This is a genomic window from uncultured Amnibacterium sp. (genome assembly GCF_964244015.1).
Lineage (GTDB): Bacteria > Actinomycetota > Actinomycetes > Actinomycetales > Microbacteriaceae > Amnibacterium.
This window is the reverse complement of the sequence record NZ_CAXTHO010000055.1, coordinates 1-17723: the sequence shown is the minus strand read 5'-3', so window position 1 is coordinate 17723 and position 17723 is coordinate 1. Positions and strand designations below refer to the sequence as shown.

Below are 17723 nucleotides of genomic sequence, written 5' to 3'. Positions count from 1 at the left end.
GGGCGGCGAAGCTCGGCGACCTCATCAAGGAGATCATCGCGAAGCGCCTCGAGAAGGGCCTCCGGGATCCGCGTCTCGGCTTCGTGACGATCACCGATGTCCGGATGACCGGGGACCTGCAGCACGCGAGTGTGTTCTTCACCGTCTACGGCACCGAGCAGGAGCGCGAGGACTCCGCGGCCGCTCTGAAGTCGGCGACCGGGCTGCTGCGCACGGAGGTGGGCAGGAACATCCACGCCCGCCTCACCCCGTCGCTCGAGTTCATCCCCGACGCGATCCCCGAGAACGCCGCGGTGGTCGCGGGTCTGCTCGCCACGGCGCGGGAGCACGACAGCGCCACCAGGGCGCTCGCCGAGGGCGCGCAGTACGCGGGCGACCCCGACCCGTACGTGAAGCCGCGCGAGGCCGAGGACCCTTCGACGGGCTCAGGACAGGGCGGGTGAGCGGCAACCGGGCGCAGCGCCGAAACGCCGCCCGCACGCCGCCCACCCTCGAGAACCGATACGGGTCCCGGAAGCAGCGTCGTGCGCTCGCCCCCGCCACCGTCGGCATGATCGTGCTCCTCGGCGGGCTGCTGCTCGTCGGTCAGGACGGGTACCTCTTCATCCGCTTCGGCGTCGCGATCCTCGCCGTGATCACCGCGGTCTTCGTCTGGCAGGCGCGGCAGTGGGCGTGGCTGCCCGTCCCGCTCGTCGTCGCGGTTCTGTGGAACCCGGTGCTCCCGTTCGCATTCGCCGGCCAGCCGTTCCGGCTCGGTCACGTGGTCGGCGCGGCCGCGCTGCTGGTCACGGGCGCATTCGCCCGCCAGAGCGTGTCGGTGCAGGCGCCTCCGAAGTCCTGACCTCAGCCGGGGAGGGTCCAGCCCTCCGACGACGCGGCGGCCAGGCCGTCCGCCACCAGACCGCGGAGGATCCGTGCGCGGGTCTCCGCCTCCGGGATCACCTGCGCCAGCTCCTCCTCTGTCACCGGCACGTCGCTCGCCCGCAGCTCGGCCATCACGCGGCCGCGCAGCTGCCGGTCGGAGCCCTCGAAGCGTGCCTGCTTGCGGACCGGAGGGCCGTCGGAGGCGGGGGAACCGGCCGACCGCCACGCGCAGACGGCGACGAGCGGGCACTCGTCGCACCGTGGCGAGCGGGCGGTGCAGACGATCGCACCGATCTCCATCAGCCCGGCGTTGAACGCGCGCTGCGCGGCGAGGTCGTGCGGTAGCAGCGCCTCCATCGCCGGCAGATCCCGCCTGGCGTTCGGTGCGCCCGCCTCCGCGACGCCCTGCACCGCGCGGGCGATCACCCGGCGCACGTTCGTGTCGACCACGGGGTGCCGGTGGCCGTGCGCGAAGACGGCGATCGCGCGGGCCGTGTAGTCGCCGATGCCGGGCAGCGCCAGCAGCGCGTCGACGTCGTCCGGCACGAGGTTCCCGTGCCGCTCGGCGATCGCCGTGGCGCAGGCGTGCAGCGCGAGCGCGCGCCGCGGGTAGCCGAGCCGGCCCCACGCGCGCAGGACCTCGGAGGGTGGCGCGGCCGCGAGGTCGGCGGGGGACGGCCAGCGGACCAGCCACTCCTCGAGGATCGGCACGACCCTGGCGACCTGGGTCTGCTGCAGCATGAACTCGGAGACCAGGGTGCCCCAGGCGCTGAACCCGGGCCGGCGCCACGGCAGGTCCCTGGCGTGCTCGGCGAACCAGTCGGTGACGAGCGCGGCGTCGAGCGGCGTCACGCCAGCCGCTTCTCGAGCACCCCGTCGCGGTCGGCGAAGCCGTGCCGGGCGGCGAAGGCCAGCACACCGGGGGTGACCGATCCGGAGGTGAGGCGGACCGAGTTCGTCCCGCTCGCGATGGCGAGCAGCTCCGCGTGATCGAGCAGCGCCCGGCCGACCCCGGCTCCTCGGACGGCCAGGTCGACCGTGAGGACCTCCATCCGGATGTGGTCCGGGTGCGGCCAGAGCACCATCGCGCCCGCGATCCGGTCGTCCTGGATCGCGACGAATGCGCCGAGGGCCGAGATCACGGTCGTCCAGTCGAGCCGAGGCGCGAGCGGAGTGGTCCGGTCGACGAGCCGCTCGATCGCGGGCACGTCGGCCTCCCGCGCCTGCTGGATCCGCGTCTCCGACATCGGCGTCGAGCGTAGGCGGCTACCGTCGCGACCATGGCCAGATGGGAGCCCGCCCGCGCGGACGTGATCGCCGAGTACGCCCGCGAGGTGCTCGAGGTGCATCCCGGAGGCCGCGTGCTGGTTGGCCTCGACGGCATCGAGGATCCCGCGGAGGGGACGACCCCGACCGGACGGGAGGCGTTCGCCACCGACCTCGCGGCCGCGATCACCGCACTGGGCGTCGAGTCCTCCGCCGTGGCGATGGGCGCGTTCGCCGCTCACCCGCGGTCCACGGCGCCCGAGCGGTTCTACGACGAGGCCGCATTTCGAGCGCGCGTGCTGAGTCCGTATCGGAAGGGCGAGCTCGCGGAGGCGCCGGGGGAGCGTGCGGTGCTCGTGGTGTCCGGCCCGTTCCTCCACTTCGGCGACCTCGCGGGGATCTGGCACACGAGCGCCTGGCTGCAGCTGTCGAGGGAGCAGGAGCGCGAGCGCGACGCCGAGCGCCTGCCCGGCGTCGATCGCGCGCCCTGGACGGCGCTGGTCGACCTCGCGTTCCGCCGCCTCGACGCCCGCAAGCTCGCGAACTCCACGTTCGACCTGACGGACGCCAACCACCCGAGGCGAATGTTCGAAGACGCCTGCTGATTCCGTTTTGAAGGAACTTCTCGGCCGAAGGGCCTGAAGTTCCTTCAAAACGGAATCAGCCGAGGCGGCCGTCCGCCGCCACCCCGTGCACCCGGCCGACGATGCGGCCGTTGACCGGCGTCGGCACGACGATTCCGATCCGTACGGGAGCAGGGGCAGGCGGCCCCGGATGGGACGATGGAGGCGTGACGGCCGGCCTGCTCCTCCTGGACAAGCCGGTCGGCCCGACCTCGCACGACCTCGTGCAGCGCGCGCGCCGGCTCGCGGGCACCCGTCGCGTCGGCCACGCGGGCACGCTCGACCCCGCGGCGAGCGGATTGATGATCCTCGGGATCGACGGCGCGACGCGGCTGCTCACCTACCTCGTCGGGCTCGACAAGACCTATGAGGCGACGATCCGCCTCGGCTCCGCCACGACCACCGACGACGCGGAGGGGACGCCGCTCGGCGACCCCGCGCCCGTGACGGCCGAGGTCCGCGCGCGGATCCCGGAGGAGGTCGCCGCACTGACGGGGCAGATCGACCAGATCCCGTCGTCGGTCAGCGCGGTGCACGTCGACGGCCGGCGCGCCCACGAGCTGGTGCGGGCGGGGGAGACGGTCGACCTGCCGTCCCGGCGCGTGACCGTCCGCCGGTTCGAGGTCGTCGAGGTCCGGGCCCGCGAGCTCGATGTCGTCGTCGACTGCACCTCCGGCACCTACATCCGAGCGCTCGCACGAGATCTCGGCGCGGCGCTCGCGGTCGGCGGGCACCTCGCCGCGCTGCGCCGCACCCGGGTCGGCCCGTTCGACGTCGCGGACGCGGCGCCGCTCGCCCCGCCACTCGACCTGCGCAGCCCCGCATCGATCGCGGCGACGCTGTTCCCGGTGCTGCGACTGGACGAGGAGGCGCGGATCGCGCTGCAGCAGGGCAAGCGGCTGCCCGTGGACCTCGCCGACGCACCGGTCGTCGCGGCGCTCGCCGCCGACGGCACGCTGGTCGGCCTCGTCGAGGTGGCGGCGGGGCGCACGCGGGTCCTGATGAACCTCCCGACCGAGCAGGTCGGCGCGTGATCGGGGCGTTCACGAACGTCGCCGTGGTGATCGCCGGAGCGGCCGCCGTGCTCGCGATCGTGCTCGGTCTCCTCGGCCGGAAGCCCTCGGACCTCACCCTCGCCGGCGCCGCCCTGGTCGAGGTGCTGCTGCTCGCGCAGCTGGTGATCGCGATCGCCGCGCCGTTCGCCGGCAACCGGCCCACCGGCAACCCGGTCGAGTTCTGGGCCTACCTGATCTCCGCGCTCGTCATCCCGCCGGCCGCGATCTTCTGGGCCCTCACCGAGCGCACCCGCTGGTCGGTCGTCGTCGTCGGCATCGCCTGCTTCGCGGTCGCGGTGATGTTCGTCCGGATGCAGATCATCTGGACCGTGCAGGGCGCCTGAGCGCCGAGCGCGTCGCAGGCGCGTGGGAGAATCGTGCGGCGATGACCGATATCACCTCCGCCCGGCCGAAGACCAGCGGAGCGGGCCGCACCCTGATCGTCTTCTACTTCATCATGACGATCGCGGCGCTCGCGCGGAGCGTCTTCGAGATCGTCGCGCACTTCCAGGTCGCGCCCGTGGCGTACGTCCTGTCGCTGTTCTCCGGGGTCGTCTACCTGATCGCCACGATCGCCCTGCTGACCCCGGGGCGGCCGGCGTTCCGCGTCGCGCAGGTCGCGATCACGATCGAGCTCGTCGGCGTGCTCCTCGTCGGCACCCTCTCCGTGATCGACTTCTCGCTGTTCCCCTTCTCGGGCGACCGCGGCACCGTCTGGGCCTACTACGGGCTCGAGTACCTGCTGATCCCGCTCGCGCTGCCGATCCTGGGCCTGCTGTTCCTCCGCAGCCAGCGGGCCGTGTTCGCTCAGGAGGCGTGAGCGTGCAGACCTTCGCCGGTCTCGGATCGGTCCCGCACGGATTCGGACCGTCCGCGGTGACCATCGGCAAGTTCGACGGCCTGCACACCGGGCACCGCGTCGTGATCGAGGACCTGCTGACGCTCGCGGGCGACGACCTCGAACCCGTGGTGGTGACATTCGACCGCAATCCGCTGCAGCTGCTGCGGCCGGACAGGAGCCCGGCGCCGCTCGTCGGTCTGGAGCAGAAGCTCGAGCTGCTCGAATCCGTCGGCGTCGGTGCGACCGTGGTGCTGCGGTTCGACGAGGCGCTCGCGTCGCTGGAGGCCGAGGCGTTCGTCGACCAGGTGCTGCTCGGCCCGCTCGGGATGCGCAGCCTGCTCGTCGGCGACGACTTCCGGTTCGGTCGCTACGGCCGCGGCGACGTCCCGCTGCTCGAGCGGATGGGGCGTGAGCGCGGGTTCGCGGTGCAGGTGCAGCAGCAGGTGCTGAAGGAGTCGCGCCGCGTCTCGTCGACGTGGATCCGCGAGCTGCTCGGCGCCGGCGCGATCGAGGAGGCGGCGGAGCTGCTCGGCCGCCCGCCCGCCGTCCGCGGCGAGGTCGTGCACGGTGCGCACCGCGGGCGGGAGCTCGGCTTCCCGACCGCGAACCTCGATCAGCAGTCCGACGGGATGATCCCCGCCGACGGCGTGTACGCGGGGCGCCTGGTCGACCGCTCGTTCGACCCGCCCGTCACCTACCCCGCGGCGATCTCCGTCGGCAGCAACCCGACCTTCGACGGCGTGCCGCCCAAGCAGGTGGAGGCGTACGTGCTCGACGAGACGCTCGACCTCTACGGGCACCTCGTCGACATCGAGTTCACGCATCGCATCCGCGGCCAGGTCGCCTACACGGGTATCGACCCGCTCATCGCCCAGATGACCCTCGACGTGGAGCACGTCCGAGCCCTGACCGGCTGATTCTTCGTCGTTCAGGAAGAACGGCGGCTCCGCCTGCCGTTTTTCCTGAACGACGAAGAGATCGTCAGTAGGAGGAGCTGTCCGTGCTGCCCGAGGCGGCGCCTGTCGCGACGAGGCGCTGCACGTCGGTGAGGATCGTCTCCGTCGCGCTGGTGCCGAAGCGGTCGACGCCGACGGCCTGCATCTCGAGCAGGGTGTCGAGGCCGCGGACGCCTCCGGAGGCCTTGATCCGCACCGCGGGCGAGACGGCTCCGCGCATCAGCTGCAGGTGGTGCAGCGTCGCGCCGCCGCCCGCGAACCCCGTCGAGGTCTTCACGAACGACGCCCCGGCCGCCTCCGCCGCCTTCGATGCGCCGACGACCTGCTCGTCGGTCAGGAACGCCGTCTCGAGGATGACCTTGACGACGCGGCCCTCCGCGACCGCGACCACGGCCGCGATGTCGTCGGTGACCGCCTGCAGGTCGCCGCTGCGCAGCCGGCCGATGTGCAGCACCATGTCGAGTTCCGCGGCCCCGTCGTCGAGCGCCTGCCGCGCCTCCGCCGTCTTGGCGGCGGTGGACGTGGATCCGTGCGGGAAGCCGAGCACCGTGCCGGTCTTCACGGGGGTCCCGGCGAGCCGGGCGACCGACCGGAGGATGTCCGACGGCCGCACGCAGACGCTGAAGACGCCCCACCGCGCGGCCACGTCGAGGTCGGCAGCGACCTCCGCATCCGTCAGCTCGGGCTTCAGGATCGCGTGGTCGATCAGGGCGGCGATGGATTCGACGGTCGGGTTCTGCTGCTGCGGCACGGGGGTCGAGCGTACGCGGCGAGGTTTGGCCTCCCCAGGACGGCGCCTTACCCTGACCGGGTGAGCGACACAGAAGCCCCCAAGCCCGAGTCGGCCCGTCCCGGGCCGCTTCTCCTGCTCGGCGACAGCCTCACGGAGGCCGGTCCGTGGGAGGAGGCGTTCCCCGAGATCGAGGTCCTGAACGCCGGGGTCTCCGGCGACACGACCGCCGACGTCGCCGCGCGGCTCGACGGCGTGGTCGCGGGCCACCCCGCCACGGTCGTCGTCATGGCCGGCACGAACGAGTCCAGGAGGGCGACGGTCGAGCAGGTCGTCCGCGGCCTCGAGGACATCCTGTTCCACCTCCGCCACGAGCTGCCGGATGCGCGCCTGATCGTCTGCTCGGTGCTGCCCCGCGAGCGGGAGCGCGCGGACTGGATCCGCGAGGTCAACATCCACGTGCGCCAGTTCGCCCCGACGGTCAAAGCCGAGTTCCTCGACCTGTGGCCCGTGTTCGCGGAGGAGGACGGCGAGCTGCGCGCCGACTTCACCACCGACCGCCTCCACCTCACCGACGCCGGCTACGCGGCCTGGGTCGAGGAGCTGCGCGCACAGCTCGGCTGAGCGCCTGCGATCTCGCAGCCGACCAGGCGTTCGCCGGGCGGACGTGCCCGATAGCATCAGGCGCAGGAGCGTCCCGCCCGGGGCGCCGCGACGACGCCGCACCCGTGCCGATCCCGGCACCGCGGCAGGAGGACCGTCAGCGAAGCTCCACCACCGTTGAAGGGGACGCAGGTCATGCCCGTGCGCTCGAAGCTCCGTCCCCTCCAGAGCCCGGCCTCGCGGATCCGCTCCCGCTCCGACGTCGTCGAGATCGACGGCGTGCTCGCCCTCTCCGGGCGCGGTGAGACCTCCTCCGAGGCGCGGATCGCCGACCTGCTGTTCCTCGCCGACGCGCTCGACGCCGCGGACATCGAGTACCTGCTGATCCGCGACGACGCGCACCGGCCGATCCTCGCCCTCGACGAGTCGGATCGCCTCGGCGTGACGCGTGCGCTCGTCGCCGCCTGCGTCGACGAGCCGTTCCTGTCCGTCGCGCTGAAGCGGAACCTGCATTCGCGCGACGAGTCGGTGCTGATCGCCGACGGCGACGTCGCACCGGCGCGCACCGACCGCCTCCTGTCCCTGTACCGGCCTCGCGCGGACGGTGCCGGCGTGCTGCACGCCGAGCCCGCCGACGGCGTCCGCGTCGAGTTCTGGGTGCGGCAGGGCGCGGAGGTGCGGGTCCCCGCGGCGAACGCGCTCACCCGCAGGCGGTTCATCACCGCGGAGATGCATCCCGACACGACCGAGCGCTACGGGCGTACCTGGTCGACGATCCGGGACATGTTCACGGACCTCGTGTCCGACGTCACCTTCCCGATCGACATGGTGTTCTCGTGGGTCGACGGCACGGACAAGGAGTGGCAGCGCGCTCGTGCGCGGCGGATGGCGTCCTACGTCGTCGGTGAGGGCGACGACTCCGAGGCGCGCTACCGGCAGATCGACGAGCTGCGGTACGCGCTCCGGTCGGTGAACGCGTTCATGCCGTGGGTCAGGAACATCTTCATCGCGACGGACTCGAAGGCGCCCTCCTGGCTGATCGAGCACCCGAGGGTGCGCATCGTGCGCAGCGAGGAGTTCTTCCGCGACCCCTCGGTGCTGCCGACCCACAACTCGCAGGCGGTCGAGAGCCAGCTGCACCGCATCGAGGGCCTCTCCGACCACTTCATCTACTCGAACGACGACATGTTCATCGGCCGCCCCCTGCGCCCGGAGGTGTTCTTCTCGCCCGGCGGGATCAGCCGGTTCATCGAGGCGGACACCCGCATCGGCCTCGGCGACAACGACCCGGCGCGGAGCGGCTTCGAGAACGCGGCGCGGGTGAACCGGGCGCTGCTGCGGGAGCGCTTCGGCCGCGTCATCACCCGGCACCTCGAGCATGCGGCGGCGCCCCTGACCAGGACCGTGATCGAGGAGATGGAGGGGGTCTTCGAGGCCGACTTCGTCGCGACCTCGTCCAGCCCGTTCCGCTCGAAGGACAACATCTCCGTCACGAACAGCCTGTACCACTACTACGCGCTGCTCACCGGGCGGGCCGTGCAGAACACCGACTCGAACGTGCTCTACGTCGACACGACGACGCACAAGGGACTCGGTCTGCTGAGGCGGCTCGGCCGGCGTCGCGACTTCGACTTCTTCTGCCTGAACGACGGCAGCTTCCCCGAGGTCGCGCCCGATGTGCGCGCGGTGAAGGTGACCGACTTCCTGCAGAACTACTTCCCCCTCGCGGCCCCCTGGGAGCGCGCGGACGACGCGCACGAGACGACGATGCAAGCGGGCTGAAACCCCGACCCGCTGATCGAGGTGCCGCGCCGCCACGCACCCCGCCCCGCCCCGCTGATCGAGGTGCGAGGTCAGCGAGAGGCGCGGGTCACGGCCGGATGATCGAGATCGGCGAGGTGAGGGCCTCGAGCTCCTCGTCGACGCGGTCGTAGACGCGCGACGGCAGGTGCTTGTTGACGGCGGCCGCGATGGTCACGCCCTCCGCGGCGAGGATCTCGGCGCTCGCCGCCGCCGACGTGGTCGACATGGTGATGCCGGCCGAGACCGGGACGACCGAGTGCAGCACCATGTCGTCGTAGACGTGCACGAGGTTGTACGACTGGTTGCCGTTCTGCGGGCGGGTGCCGCGGGCCTCGCCGGTGAGGTCCTGCGTGTAGCAGGTCGCCGACGCGACGGAGACGGGGATGCCGGCGAACGTGCCGCTGGTCGAGAAGTGCACGTGCCCGGCGATGATCGAGCGGACGTCGGTGCCCTCGACGACCTCGCGGAGGCCGGCCTGGTCGCGCAGCTCCACCATCACCGCGAGGTCCTGGATGCAGGGCAGCGGCGGGTGGTGCAGCGCGAGGATCGTGCCGTGAGGTGCGGGGGAGGCGAGCTCCTCCGCGAGCCAGTCGAGCTGGGCGCCGGAGAGCTCGCCGTGGTGGTGGCCGGGTACGGAGGTGTCCATCGTGATGATGCGGAGGCCGTTCACGTCGTAGACGCGGTCGACGGGGCGGCGGTTGTGCGCCTGGCCGAACAGCTCGCGGCGGAACGTGGCGCGGTCGTCGTGGTTGCCCATGCACCAGATGACCTGGGCGCCGAGCCGCTCGGCGGCCGGTTCGACGATGGAACGCAGGAGGCGGTACGCCTCCGGGTCGCCGTGGTCGGCGAGGTCGCCGGTGAAGACGATCGCCTCGGGACGGGTGCCGGAGGCCTCGAGGTCCGCGAAGATCCGCTGCAGGCTCTGCTCGGGCGCGATCGCGTCGTAGAGCTTGCCGCCCGGGATGAGCAGGTGCGTGTCGCTCAGGTGCAGCAGGAAGTGGTCGGGACGGGCGTGCTCCGCCGTCCTGGCGGTATGCGAACCTTCTGCGCCTCGGCTGGACACGGTCGAAACTCTTTCTCTCGGGCATTCGTGCGTGGCGGCACAAATTACTCGCCGGGTGGGACGTCCCGCGTCCCCCCGAATGGATGACGGGTGAATGGCCATCGTCGTCGCAGTGAACCCGGAGGTGCGCGACCCGTGGGGCGGGTCGGCCATTCCGACGGTCCGCGGGGGGATCCGGATCCGCGAAGGGGTCAGGGGCGGGCGCCGACCCTCGAGACGGCCTGTGCGGCGAGGGCGGCGGCGCGGGCGCCGGCTTCCGCGTCCGTCGCGCCGTCGAGCAGCGCGGCGAGCAGCCCGGCCGCGAAGGCGTCGCCGGCTCCGGTCACGTCGACGACGTCGGTGGGCACGGCCGCGATCCGCACGAGCACCCCGTCCCGCAGCAGGAGGGAGCCGCCGGCGCCGAGGGTGACCACAACGAGCGTGTGCGCGGCTCCGAGTCTCCGGGCCGCGGCCTCCGGATCCGTCTCGCCCGTCAGCAGTGCCGCCTCCTGCACACTCGCGATGAGCAGATCGACCCCGTCGACGACCCGGAGGAACCGCCCGCCGCCGAGCTCGCCGAGCAGCGCGGCGGAGCCCGGGGCGACCGAGGTCGTGACGCCCGCCCGCCGCGCGCGGGCGAACAGCTCCCGCCAGCGGAGGTCCCGGTCCTCGCCCCCGAACACGTGCCCGGTGACGTGCAGCACGGCGGTACCGGCGAGCAGGTCGTCGCCCACGTCCTCCGGGACGGTCTCGGCGTTCGCGCCCCGGTCGGTCAGCATCGCGCGGGACTCGCCCTGCGACAGCACCACGATGGTGCCCGTCGATCGGGCCACCGCCGTCAGGTGCGGCGTCACGCCCTTCTCCGTCAGCAGCGCGGCGTGCCGCTCGAGGTCGTCCCTGCCGACGGTGGCGACGAGCCCGACGGCGGTGCCGAGGGAGGCGAGCCAGCACGCCGTGTTCGCGGCGGAGCCTCCGGCGGTGCGCTCGATGGCGCTCGGGGTGTCGGTGTCCGGCGCGATCGGGCCGGCGGGCCGGACGACGACGTCGTCGATCACGTCCCCGACCGCGAGGACCCGGATCACCGCGCCGCGTAGGCGGTCGCGATCGCTCCCGCGACCCGCACGTTGTTCTGCGCGAGCTTCAGGTTGACCTCGAGCGAGACCCCGGCCGACGCGCCGACGATGAACGACAGCAGGAACGGGGTCACGGCCTTGCCTCGCACCTTCGCGGCGTCGGCGGCCGCGAAGGCCTCCGCGAGCACGCGGTCGTGCTCGGCCGGGTTCCACTGCTCGGCGGCGGGGACCGGGTTGGCCACCACGAGGCCGGGTCGGGGGCGACGGTCGTCGGGAGCGGCGTCCTGCGCGTGCAGGATCGCGGCGACCTCCTCCGCGGTCTCCACCCGCCAGTCGAGGTCGAAGGGGGAGGCGGCGAGCCAGAAGCTCGGGAACGCGGTCGTGCCGAAGCCGACGACGGGGACGGAGAGCGTCTCGAGGCGCTCGAGGGTCGCCCCGATGTCGAGCACGCTCTTCACCCCGGCCGTGACCACGGCGACGGGGTCTCCGCGAGCGCGGTCAGGTCGGCCGACTCGTCGAACGTGGTGGTCGCGCCCCGGTGCACGCCCCCGAGACCACCGGTCGCGAAGACCCGCACGCCGGCGAGCGCGGCGAGATGCGTGGTCGCGGCCACGGTAGTCGCGGCGCTCGCGCCCCGGGCCGCCAGGATGGGGAGGTCGCGGATGCTCGCCTTCGCCATCGCCTCGTTCGCGATGCGCTGCACGCCGCCGTCGTCGAGCCCCACGTGCGGCACCCCGTCGAGCACCGCGATCGTGGCGGGCACGACACCCGCGTCGCGGAGCAGCGCCTCGAATCCGCGTGCCGCCGCGAGGTTCCTCGGTCGAGGCAGCCCGTGGCTGATGATCGTGGACTCCAGCGCCACGACCGGGGCGCCGGTCGCGAGCGCCTCGGCGACCTCGTCGGACAGCAGGAACGGCGGGTTCGGCACCCGGGAAGCCTAGGAGACGCGCCGGATCGCGACCGGCTCCGACCGGGGGCTCATCCCGCGCGGAGGCGCTCCGGCTACCGTTCGCCCATGCCCTCGGACGTGGTCGACGACGTGGTGGTGGGTGCCGGCGTCGTCGGGCTCACCACCGCCCTGCTGCTCGCACGCGGAGGGCACCGGGTCGTGGTGGTGACCGCGGAGCCGGTCGGAGGCGGCTCCTCCGGCCGCTCGGTGGGGGTGATCAGCCAGCTGCACGGCACCGCCTACCGGCGGATGAGCGGTGAGACCGCGCGCAAGAACGCGGCCGCCTACCGGGCGATGAACGCCGACGGCTTCGCGCTGCTGGCCGGGCTGCTGGAGGAGGCGGGCACGCCGCACGAGCGGCGGGACGCCTACCTCGTCGCCTCCCGGCCGGACGGTGCGACCCGGATCGACGACGAGCACCTCGCGGCGCACCGGGCTGGGCTGCGGCTCGAGAAGCTGCAGCGTGCGGACGCGCTGCCGTTCGAGCACTTCGGTGCGCTGCGCCTCAGGGACCAGATCCGGGTCGAGTCCGATCGGCTGCTCAGCGCCCTCGCGATCGCCGCCCACGAGGCGGGCGTGCGCATCGTGGAGCGCGAGCGCGTGCTCGACATCCGGGTGCACGCCGGAGGCACGAACGTCGTCGAGACGGGGACGTCGGAGTACGAGGGCCGTCACGTCGTGCTGGCGACGGGCACCCCGATCCTCGACCGCGGGCTCTACGTGCTGAAGACGGCCGCGTACCGGATGGTCGCCGTCGGCGGCACCTCCGGCTCGGATGCCCTCCCGATCCTGACGGCGCTCGGCGCGGACGGCAGCACGACCGTCGCGATGAGCCCCGACGGCCACGTCGACGCCGTCGGCCAGGCGCATCCCGTCGGCGTCGGCGGGTCGGAGGCGCGGCGTGCGGACCTGGTCGAGGAGACGCTGCGGCGCTTCGTGCCGGACTTCGTGCGCACCGACGCGTGGAGCGGTCAGGACTACCGCCCGTTCAACCCGATCGGTTTCGTGGGGCTGCTGCCGCGCGGCGGCGGCGCCGTGTCGTTCGCGTCGGGCTTCGACGGGTGGGGGCTCACGCAGGGCGCCGCGGCCGGCATCAGGATCAGCCGGGACCTGCTGTCCCTGCCGCGTCCGGACTGGGCGACCACGATCGGCAGGAGGGTGACCCGGGCGAAGAGTCAGGGCATCGGTCTCGTCGCCGACGTCCGCGCCGCGTCGGCTCGCGTGACGGGGATGCGGCGCCTGGCGCCGGCCGATCTGACGCTGCTCCGCGAGGGGCAGGGCGTCGTGCACCGCACCGACGCCGGACCCGTCGCGACGAGCCGCACCGGCGACGTGATCCGGAGCGTGTCCGCCTCCTGCACGCGGGCGGGCGGCGTCGTCGTCTGGAACGACCTGGAGTCGAGCTGGGACTGCCCCGTGTGCGGCAGCCGGTTCGATGTGGACGGCAGCGTGCTGGAGGGCGGCGCGCGCGGCCCCCTGCGCCCGGCGACGGCCCCCGCCGCGCCGGAGGAGTCGGCGGGGCACTGACCGCTGTCGGGGTAGACTCCTGGTCACGCAGCGGCTCATGGCCGGTCGGACGACGCTCGTCCCTCCCGTCGCGGAAGCCCTGCCCGCGGCGAGAATCCTCGCCGCAGCACCACCCGTTCCATTCTCGTTCCGCGTCCGCGGCGACGCCGCGGCTCTCACACCGCGCGGACGGCCCAGTTCTGGAGACCCACTTGGATCGATCCACGGCGACCCCCACCCGGTCGCGCTCGCCTCGCAAGGGCGCCTTCGACAACACCGGACTCATCCCCGTGCTGGCGCGGGCGGTGCGGGAGGTCGAGACCGCCGCGTCGCGCGGTCCCGTCGGTCCCTCCGGCCGGACGAAGTTCCAGGTGATCGCGCTGCTCGTCCGCGAGGAGCGCGCACGGGCGAAGACGGACCCGGAGATGGCGGAGGACGTGCGGGCGGAGACGCTGAAGCGGCTCGACGGCGTGGCCACGATCCTCGCGAAGACCGCAGCACGCGACACCTCCCTGATCACGCTGCTGGAACCGGGCCACGGGCAGTCCGACGCGGCACGGTCGCTGCGCCGACGCATGCTGCAGGAGGCGGGTTACGAGGTGCCCGCCGAGGAGACGCCGTCGGCGCCCGCGGTCTCCGACCCCTTCGCCGAGCGCCAGGTGACCCCTGTCTCCGTCCGGGCCCGCGTGCTCGCGAACCCGTTCCTGCCGCCGGACTTCGCGCTCGGCCGGGCCCCGCACCTGACCCGTCGCCTCGCGAACTGGGAGCTGCTCGGGCCGCTGTTCAAGGCGTTCGAGGCCGGCGGCGGCGTCACGAACATGGAGCTGCCGGAGGCGCCGGCGAAGCCGCGGTGGGCGCCGGCCGGCACCGAGCTGATGCATCACCAGGCCGAGTTCATCGAGGCCGTCGCGCGCGGGCACCGCACCTTCCTCCTCGCGGACGAGCCCGGCCTCGGCAAGACGGCGCAGAGCCTGATCGCCGCCTCCGTCGCCGACGCGTTCCCGCTGCTGGCGGTCGTGCCGAACGTCGTGAAGATGAACTGGGCGCGTGAGGTCCAGAAGTGGATCCCGAACCGCACCTCCACCGTGATCCACGGCGACGGCGCCGACCTGGACGCGTTCGCCGACGTCGTGATCGTGAACTACGAGGTGCTCGACCGGCACTCCGGCTGGCTGAAGACGCTCGGCTTCAAGGGCATGGTCGTCGACGAGGCGCACTTCATCAAGAACCACTCGGCGCAGCGGTCGAAGCTCGTGCTGTCGCTCGCCGCCGCCCTGCGGGAGCGTCGCAGCGACCCCCTCCTGCTCGCCCTGACCGGCACCCCGGTGATCAACAGCACCGAGGACTTCAAGGCGATCTGGCAGTTCCTCGGCTGGATCGACGACACGAAGCCGCGCGCCGAGCTGATGGCGCGGCTGGAGGAGACCGGGCTGTCGCCCGCCGAGCCCGGCTTCCTCGCGGAGGCGCGGCACGCGGTGATCGACATGGGCATCGTGCGTCGCCGCAAGGTCGACGTCGCGGCCGACCTGCCCGCCAAGCGCGTGGTCGACCTGCCCGTCGAGCTCGACGACGACGCCGGCCGGTCGATCCAGAAGGCGGAGCGGGAGCTGCAGCAGCGGCTCGTGCAGCGCTACCGCTCCCTCGCAGCCGGTCGGAAGCCCGAGACGCTCGAGCAGAAGATGCAGCTCGTGCGGCTCATCGCGCAGCAGGAGCTGGAGGAGTCGCGCAGCGCGACGACCGGCGAGAACATCTTCACGATGATCCGCAAGATCGGGTCCGCGAAGGCGGCGCTCGCGGCGGACTACGCCACCCAGCTCGCCCGATCGACCGGCAAGGTCGTGTTCTTCGCGAAGCACATCGACGTGATGGACCAGGCGGAGGCGACGTTCGCGCGCCGCGACATCAAGTCGGTCTCGATCCGCGGCGACCAGACGGCCGCGGCCCGCGAGCGCGCGGTCGACTCCTTCCTGCACGACAAGAAGACGAAGGCGATCGTCTGTTCGCTGTCGGCGGCCGGCGTCGGGATCAACCTGCAGGTCGCCTCCAACGTCGTGCTCGCCGAGCTGTCCTGGACGGCCGCCGAGCAGCAGCAGGCGATCGACCGCACGCACCGCATCGGGCAGTCGGAGCCGGTCACCGCGTGGCGCATCATCGCCGCGCACACCATCGACGCGAAGATCGCGGAGCTCGTCGACTCGAAGGCCTCGCTCGCCGCCCGCGCCCTCGACGGCGACGACACCGAGATCACGGGGGAGACCTCGATCCAGCTCGACGCCCTGATCGCCCTCCTGAAGGACGCGCTGAAGCTCTGACCCTCGTGTGTTCACGGATCAGGGGATCCGGGGCGCTTCGCGCCACCGGATCCCCTGATCCGTGAACACGACTGCGCAGGCATACGCTGAGCCGATGATCGCCGGCCTGCTGCTGCTCGTGCGGCCGGAGGCGGTGGGCGCGGAGGCGTTGCTCGCCGCCGGGTTGCTCGCGGCAGTGCTGGCGATCGCCGTCGTGCTGCGGACCGTCTCCGCACCGCGCGTGGTCGTGCCGATCCCGTCGGCGACCGGGTTCGCGACGCTGCGCGTGCTACTGCGCGTCAGCGATCCCGCCGCTGCGGGGCACCGACGGGCGAGGGCACCCGGCTCGACGCGCTGACCGCTCGCGCCTCCTGCGTCCCTCCGGGGACCCCTCCCGCGTCCCTTCGAGGACGCTGCTGCTCGTCGACCTCGCTCGAAGGTGTCCTCCGCCATGTCCCTGCCCGATGTGCTCCTCCCGATCCGCACCGCCGTCGAGGCCGTGCTGTCCCTCCTCCACCATCTGCTCACCGACGCAGGGCTCGATCCCGCCGCCGGGATCACCTGGCTGCTCGCCGTCGCGCTGCTCGTCGGCGTGGTCCGCGTCGCGCTCCTCCCGCTAGCCGTGCGCCAGTTCCGCTCGGGGCTGCGGATGCGCGCGCTCGCACCCGAGGCGGCCAGGATCCGCGACCGCTACCGAGGTCGCACCGATCCCGAATCCCGCCGTGCGTTCGCGGAGGAGACCGCCGCGCTCCACCGCGCGCACGGCGTCCACCCGCTCGGCGCGCTCCTGCCGCTGCTGATTCAGCTGCCGCTGTTCCTCGCGCTGGTCCAGGCGCTCGAGCACGCGGCGCACTCGACGGGCGCCGCCTCGCTCGGCTCCTTCGCCGCAGCGGTCGCGTTCGGTGCGCCGCTCGCGGTGACCGCGCTCAGCGGCGGGCTCCCTGCCGTGCTGCTCGGCGTCGGGCTGCTCGTGACCAGCGCAGGGGCGCAGATCCTCACGCAGCACCTCGCCGTCGCGGCTGCGCCCGCAGCGCCGGGCGGTCGCCTTCTGCTCCTCCTGCCGCTCGTCACCGCGGCGACCGGGCTGGCGTTCCCGATCGGCGTGACGGCCTACTGGGCGTGCTCGGCGCTGTGGACGCTGGGCCAGCAGCTCGTGCTGCCGCGTCTCGTCAGGCTCTGAGCAGCCGGCGGAGCAGCTCGACGTCGCCGCGCTGCCGCTCCGGCAGCTCGTATCCGGTGTGCATGTCCAGCTGCGCTCGGACCCCGGCGCACGCGACCGCTGCGCCGCCGATCACGCCCGTCGTCCGCAGTGCCGGGATCCGCTCCGGCGGCACGGTGTGGACGTCGACCTCGTGACCGGCGGCGTCGATCGCGACGAACGCGGAGGGCACGAGTCGGCCTGCCCGGCCGGTCCACGCGTTCTCGATCCAGACGAACCGCACCGCGAACCCGAGATCCTCCAGCCGCGCGACCGCATCGGAGGCGAGGGCGTCCTCGACCAGCAGGTCGAGGTCGTGGTGCGGCCGCGTCTGCTCACCGACGATCGCGTCGACGCCCCACCCGCCGACGATGACCGTCGGGACCCCGGCCAGCGCGCCCAGCACGCGGTCGACCAGGTCGGCGCCGACCACCGCGTCCGGGGCGCCCGTGCCGAGCTGCCAGGCGGCGAGCACCACCGCCGACCCGGGCCACCCGTCGGGCTCGACCTCGCTGAGGATCACGTCCGTGGCCGTCAGGACGTCGCCGCGGGCGGGACGAGCACCTGCGGTCACCGTCCGGTGCGGGTGGTAGCCCTCGCGGGTGTGCGTCGGGAGGAGCATCTCGAGCCCGTCGATCGCAGCCTCCAGCGCCGAGAGCAGGCGGCCGTGGAGGTCGCGGAGCAGCGGTGCCTCGACGAGATCCACCAGCACCGAGCCGTCCGGACCGAACCGGGCCTCGCCCTCGACGCGGATTGATATCGCGGGGACCTCGGCGGCGAACCGGCGCAGCACCGCGATCGCGGTGTCCGCTGCGCCCTCCGGCAGCAGGAAGTTCCCGATCAGCGTCACGTGGGGCACCCAGGCGCTCCGGTCGACCACGTCCCCGACACCGAGCGGCACGAGCGGCAGCCCGATGCTGTAC

At 72.9% G+C, this 17723-nt stretch carries 19 protein-coding genes and 1 pseudogene; 13 read left to right on the top strand and 7 right to left on the bottom strand.

The window, feature by feature from the left end; all coding sequences use genetic code 11:
* Together rbfA and ACFE67_RS08080 are read left to right on the top strand one after the other, a co-directional pair.
* Positions 1-443 (top strand): 30S ribosome-binding factor RbfA (gene rbfA / locus ACFE67_RS08085; RefSeq protein ID WP_375406361.1); only part of this gene is annotated, 443 nt, incomplete at its 5' end.
* Positions 440-841 carry a DUF6804 family protein gene (locus ACFE67_RS08080; protein ID WP_375406360.1) on the top strand — a complete coding sequence of 134 codons (402 nt, stop codon included), beginning with the start codon at positions 440-442 and terminating at the stop codon, positions 839-841. The genes rbfA and ACFE67_RS08080, both read left to right, overlap by 4 nt.
* A 2-nt stretch (positions 842-843) precedes the next feature.
* Here ACFE67_RS08080 and ACFE67_RS08075 read toward each other — a convergent pair whose 3' ends face one another.
* Together ACFE67_RS08075 and ACFE67_RS08070 are read right to left on the bottom strand one after the other, a co-directional pair.
* On the bottom strand, positions 844-1716 hold the full coding sequence (locus tag ACFE67_RS08075) for an A/G-specific adenine glycosylase (protein WP_375406359.1): 873 nt from the start codon (positions 1714-1716) through the stop codon (positions 844-846).
* The gene (locus ACFE67_RS08070; protein WP_375406358.1) at positions 1713-2111 is read right to left on the bottom strand and encodes a GNAT family N-acetyltransferase; all 399 of its coding nucleotides are present in this window, start codon (positions 2109-2111) and stop codon (positions 1713-1715) included. Before ACFE67_RS08070 ends, ACFE67_RS08075 begins: the two co-directional genes overlap by 4 nt.
* A gap of 33 nt (positions 2112-2144) precedes the next feature.
* Between ACFE67_RS08070 and ACFE67_RS08065 the strand changes: the two genes are divergently transcribed.
* From ACFE67_RS08065 to ACFE67_RS08045, 5 genes are all read left to right on the top strand, one after another.
* Positions 2145-2735, top strand: coding sequence for a hypothetical protein (locus ACFE67_RS08065; protein ID WP_375406357.1), 591 nt, complete (start codon positions 2145-2147; stop codon positions 2733-2735).
* Between the two features lie 185 nt (positions 2736-2920).
* Positions 2921-3787: a tRNA pseudouridine(55) synthase TruB gene (truB, locus tag ACFE67_RS08060; protein ID WP_375406356.1), complete on the top strand. Its 867-nt coding sequence runs from the start codon at positions 2921-2923 to the stop codon at positions 3785-3787.
* Positions 3784-4152, top strand: coding sequence for a hypothetical protein (locus ACFE67_RS08055; protein WP_375406355.1), 369 nt, complete (start codon positions 3784-3786; stop codon positions 4150-4152). The genes truB and ACFE67_RS08055 overlap by 4 nt, the downstream gene beginning before the upstream one ends.
* Before the next feature lie 41 nt (positions 4153-4193).
* Positions 4194-4628 carry a hypothetical protein gene (locus tag ACFE67_RS08050; protein WP_375406354.1) on the top strand — a complete coding sequence of 145 codons (435 nt, stop codon included), beginning with the start codon at positions 4194-4196 and terminating at the stop codon, positions 4626-4628.
* Positions 4629-4630: 2 nt separating this feature from the next.
* The gene (locus tag ACFE67_RS08045; protein ID WP_375406362.1) at positions 4631-5566 is read left to right on the top strand and encodes a bifunctional riboflavin kinase/FAD synthetase; all 936 of its coding nucleotides are present in this window, start codon (positions 4631-4633) and stop codon (positions 5564-5566) included.
* A gap of 64 nt (positions 5567-5630) precedes the next feature.
* On the opposite strand, the gene deoC is transcribed toward ACFE67_RS08045, so the two are convergent.
* On the bottom strand, positions 5631-6356 hold the full coding sequence (deoC, locus tag ACFE67_RS08040; RefSeq protein ID WP_375406353.1) for a deoxyribose-phosphate aldolase: 726 nt from the start codon (positions 6354-6356) through the stop codon (positions 5631-5633).
* Positions 6357-6416: 60 nt separating this feature from the next.
* Here deoC and ACFE67_RS08035 point away from each other — a divergent pair, with 60 nt between their 5' ends.
* On the top strand, positions 6417-6959 hold the full coding sequence (locus ACFE67_RS08035; RefSeq protein WP_375406352.1) for a GDSL-type esterase/lipase family protein: 543 nt from the start codon (positions 6417-6419) through the stop codon (positions 6957-6959).
* A gap of 174 nt (positions 6960-7133) precedes the next feature.
* Positions 7134-8720 (top strand): stealth family protein, encoded by a 1587-nt coding sequence (locus tag ACFE67_RS08030; RefSeq protein ID WP_375406351.1) that lies wholly within the window; start codon positions 7134-7136, stop codon positions 8718-8720.
* 88 nt (positions 8721-8808) lie between these two features.
* Here the strand turns inward: ACFE67_RS08030 and ACFE67_RS08025 are convergent, their stop codons facing one another.
* From ACFE67_RS08025 to ACFE67_RS08015, 3 genes and pseudogenes are all read right to left on the bottom strand, one after another.
* Entirely contained in the window at positions 8809-9804 is a 996-nt protein-coding gene (locus ACFE67_RS08025; protein WP_375406350.1) for a phosphodiesterase, read from the bottom strand.
* 191 nt (positions 9805-9995) lie between these two features.
* Entirely contained in the window at positions 9996-10865 is an 870-nt protein-coding gene (locus tag ACFE67_RS08020; protein WP_375406349.1) for a carbohydrate kinase family protein, read from the bottom strand.
* A pseudogene (locus ACFE67_RS08015) lies at positions 10862-11718 on the bottom strand (pseudouridine-5'-phosphate glycosidase). Before ACFE67_RS08015 ends, ACFE67_RS08020 begins: the two are co-directional and overlap by 4 nt.
* 153 nt (positions 11719-11871) lie before the next feature.
* On the opposite strand from ACFE67_RS08015, the gene ACFE67_RS08010 reads away from it, so the two are divergent.
* From ACFE67_RS08010 to yidC, 4 genes are all read left to right on the top strand, one after another.
* Entirely contained in the window at positions 11872-13332 is a 1461-nt protein-coding gene (locus ACFE67_RS08010) for an FAD-dependent oxidoreductase (protein ID WP_375406348.1), read from the top strand.
* 191 nt (positions 13333-13523) lie between these two features.
* Positions 13524-15623 carry a DEAD/DEAH box helicase gene (locus ACFE67_RS08005; protein WP_375406347.1) on the top strand — a complete coding sequence of 700 codons (2100 nt, stop codon included), beginning with the start codon at positions 13524-13526 and terminating at the stop codon, positions 15621-15623.
* A gap of 94 nt (positions 15624-15717) precedes the next feature.
* Positions 15718-15960, top strand: a complete 243-nt coding sequence (locus tag ACFE67_RS08000) for a DUF6412 domain-containing protein (RefSeq protein ID WP_375406346.1) — start codon at positions 15718-15720, stop codon at positions 15958-15960.
* A 93-nt stretch (positions 15961-16053) separates the two neighbouring features.
* Complete coding sequence (gene yidC / locus ACFE67_RS07995) at positions 16054-16782, top strand: membrane protein insertase YidC (protein ID WP_375406345.1); 729 nt, start codon at positions 16054-16056, stop codon at positions 16780-16782.
* Here the strand turns inward: yidC and ACFE67_RS07990 are convergent.
* Positions 16772-17723 (bottom strand): 2'-5' RNA ligase family protein (locus tag ACFE67_RS07990; RefSeq protein WP_375406344.1); only part of this gene is annotated, 952 nt, incomplete at its 5' end. The two genes, yidC and ACFE67_RS07990, sit on opposite strands and share 11 nt — an antisense overlap.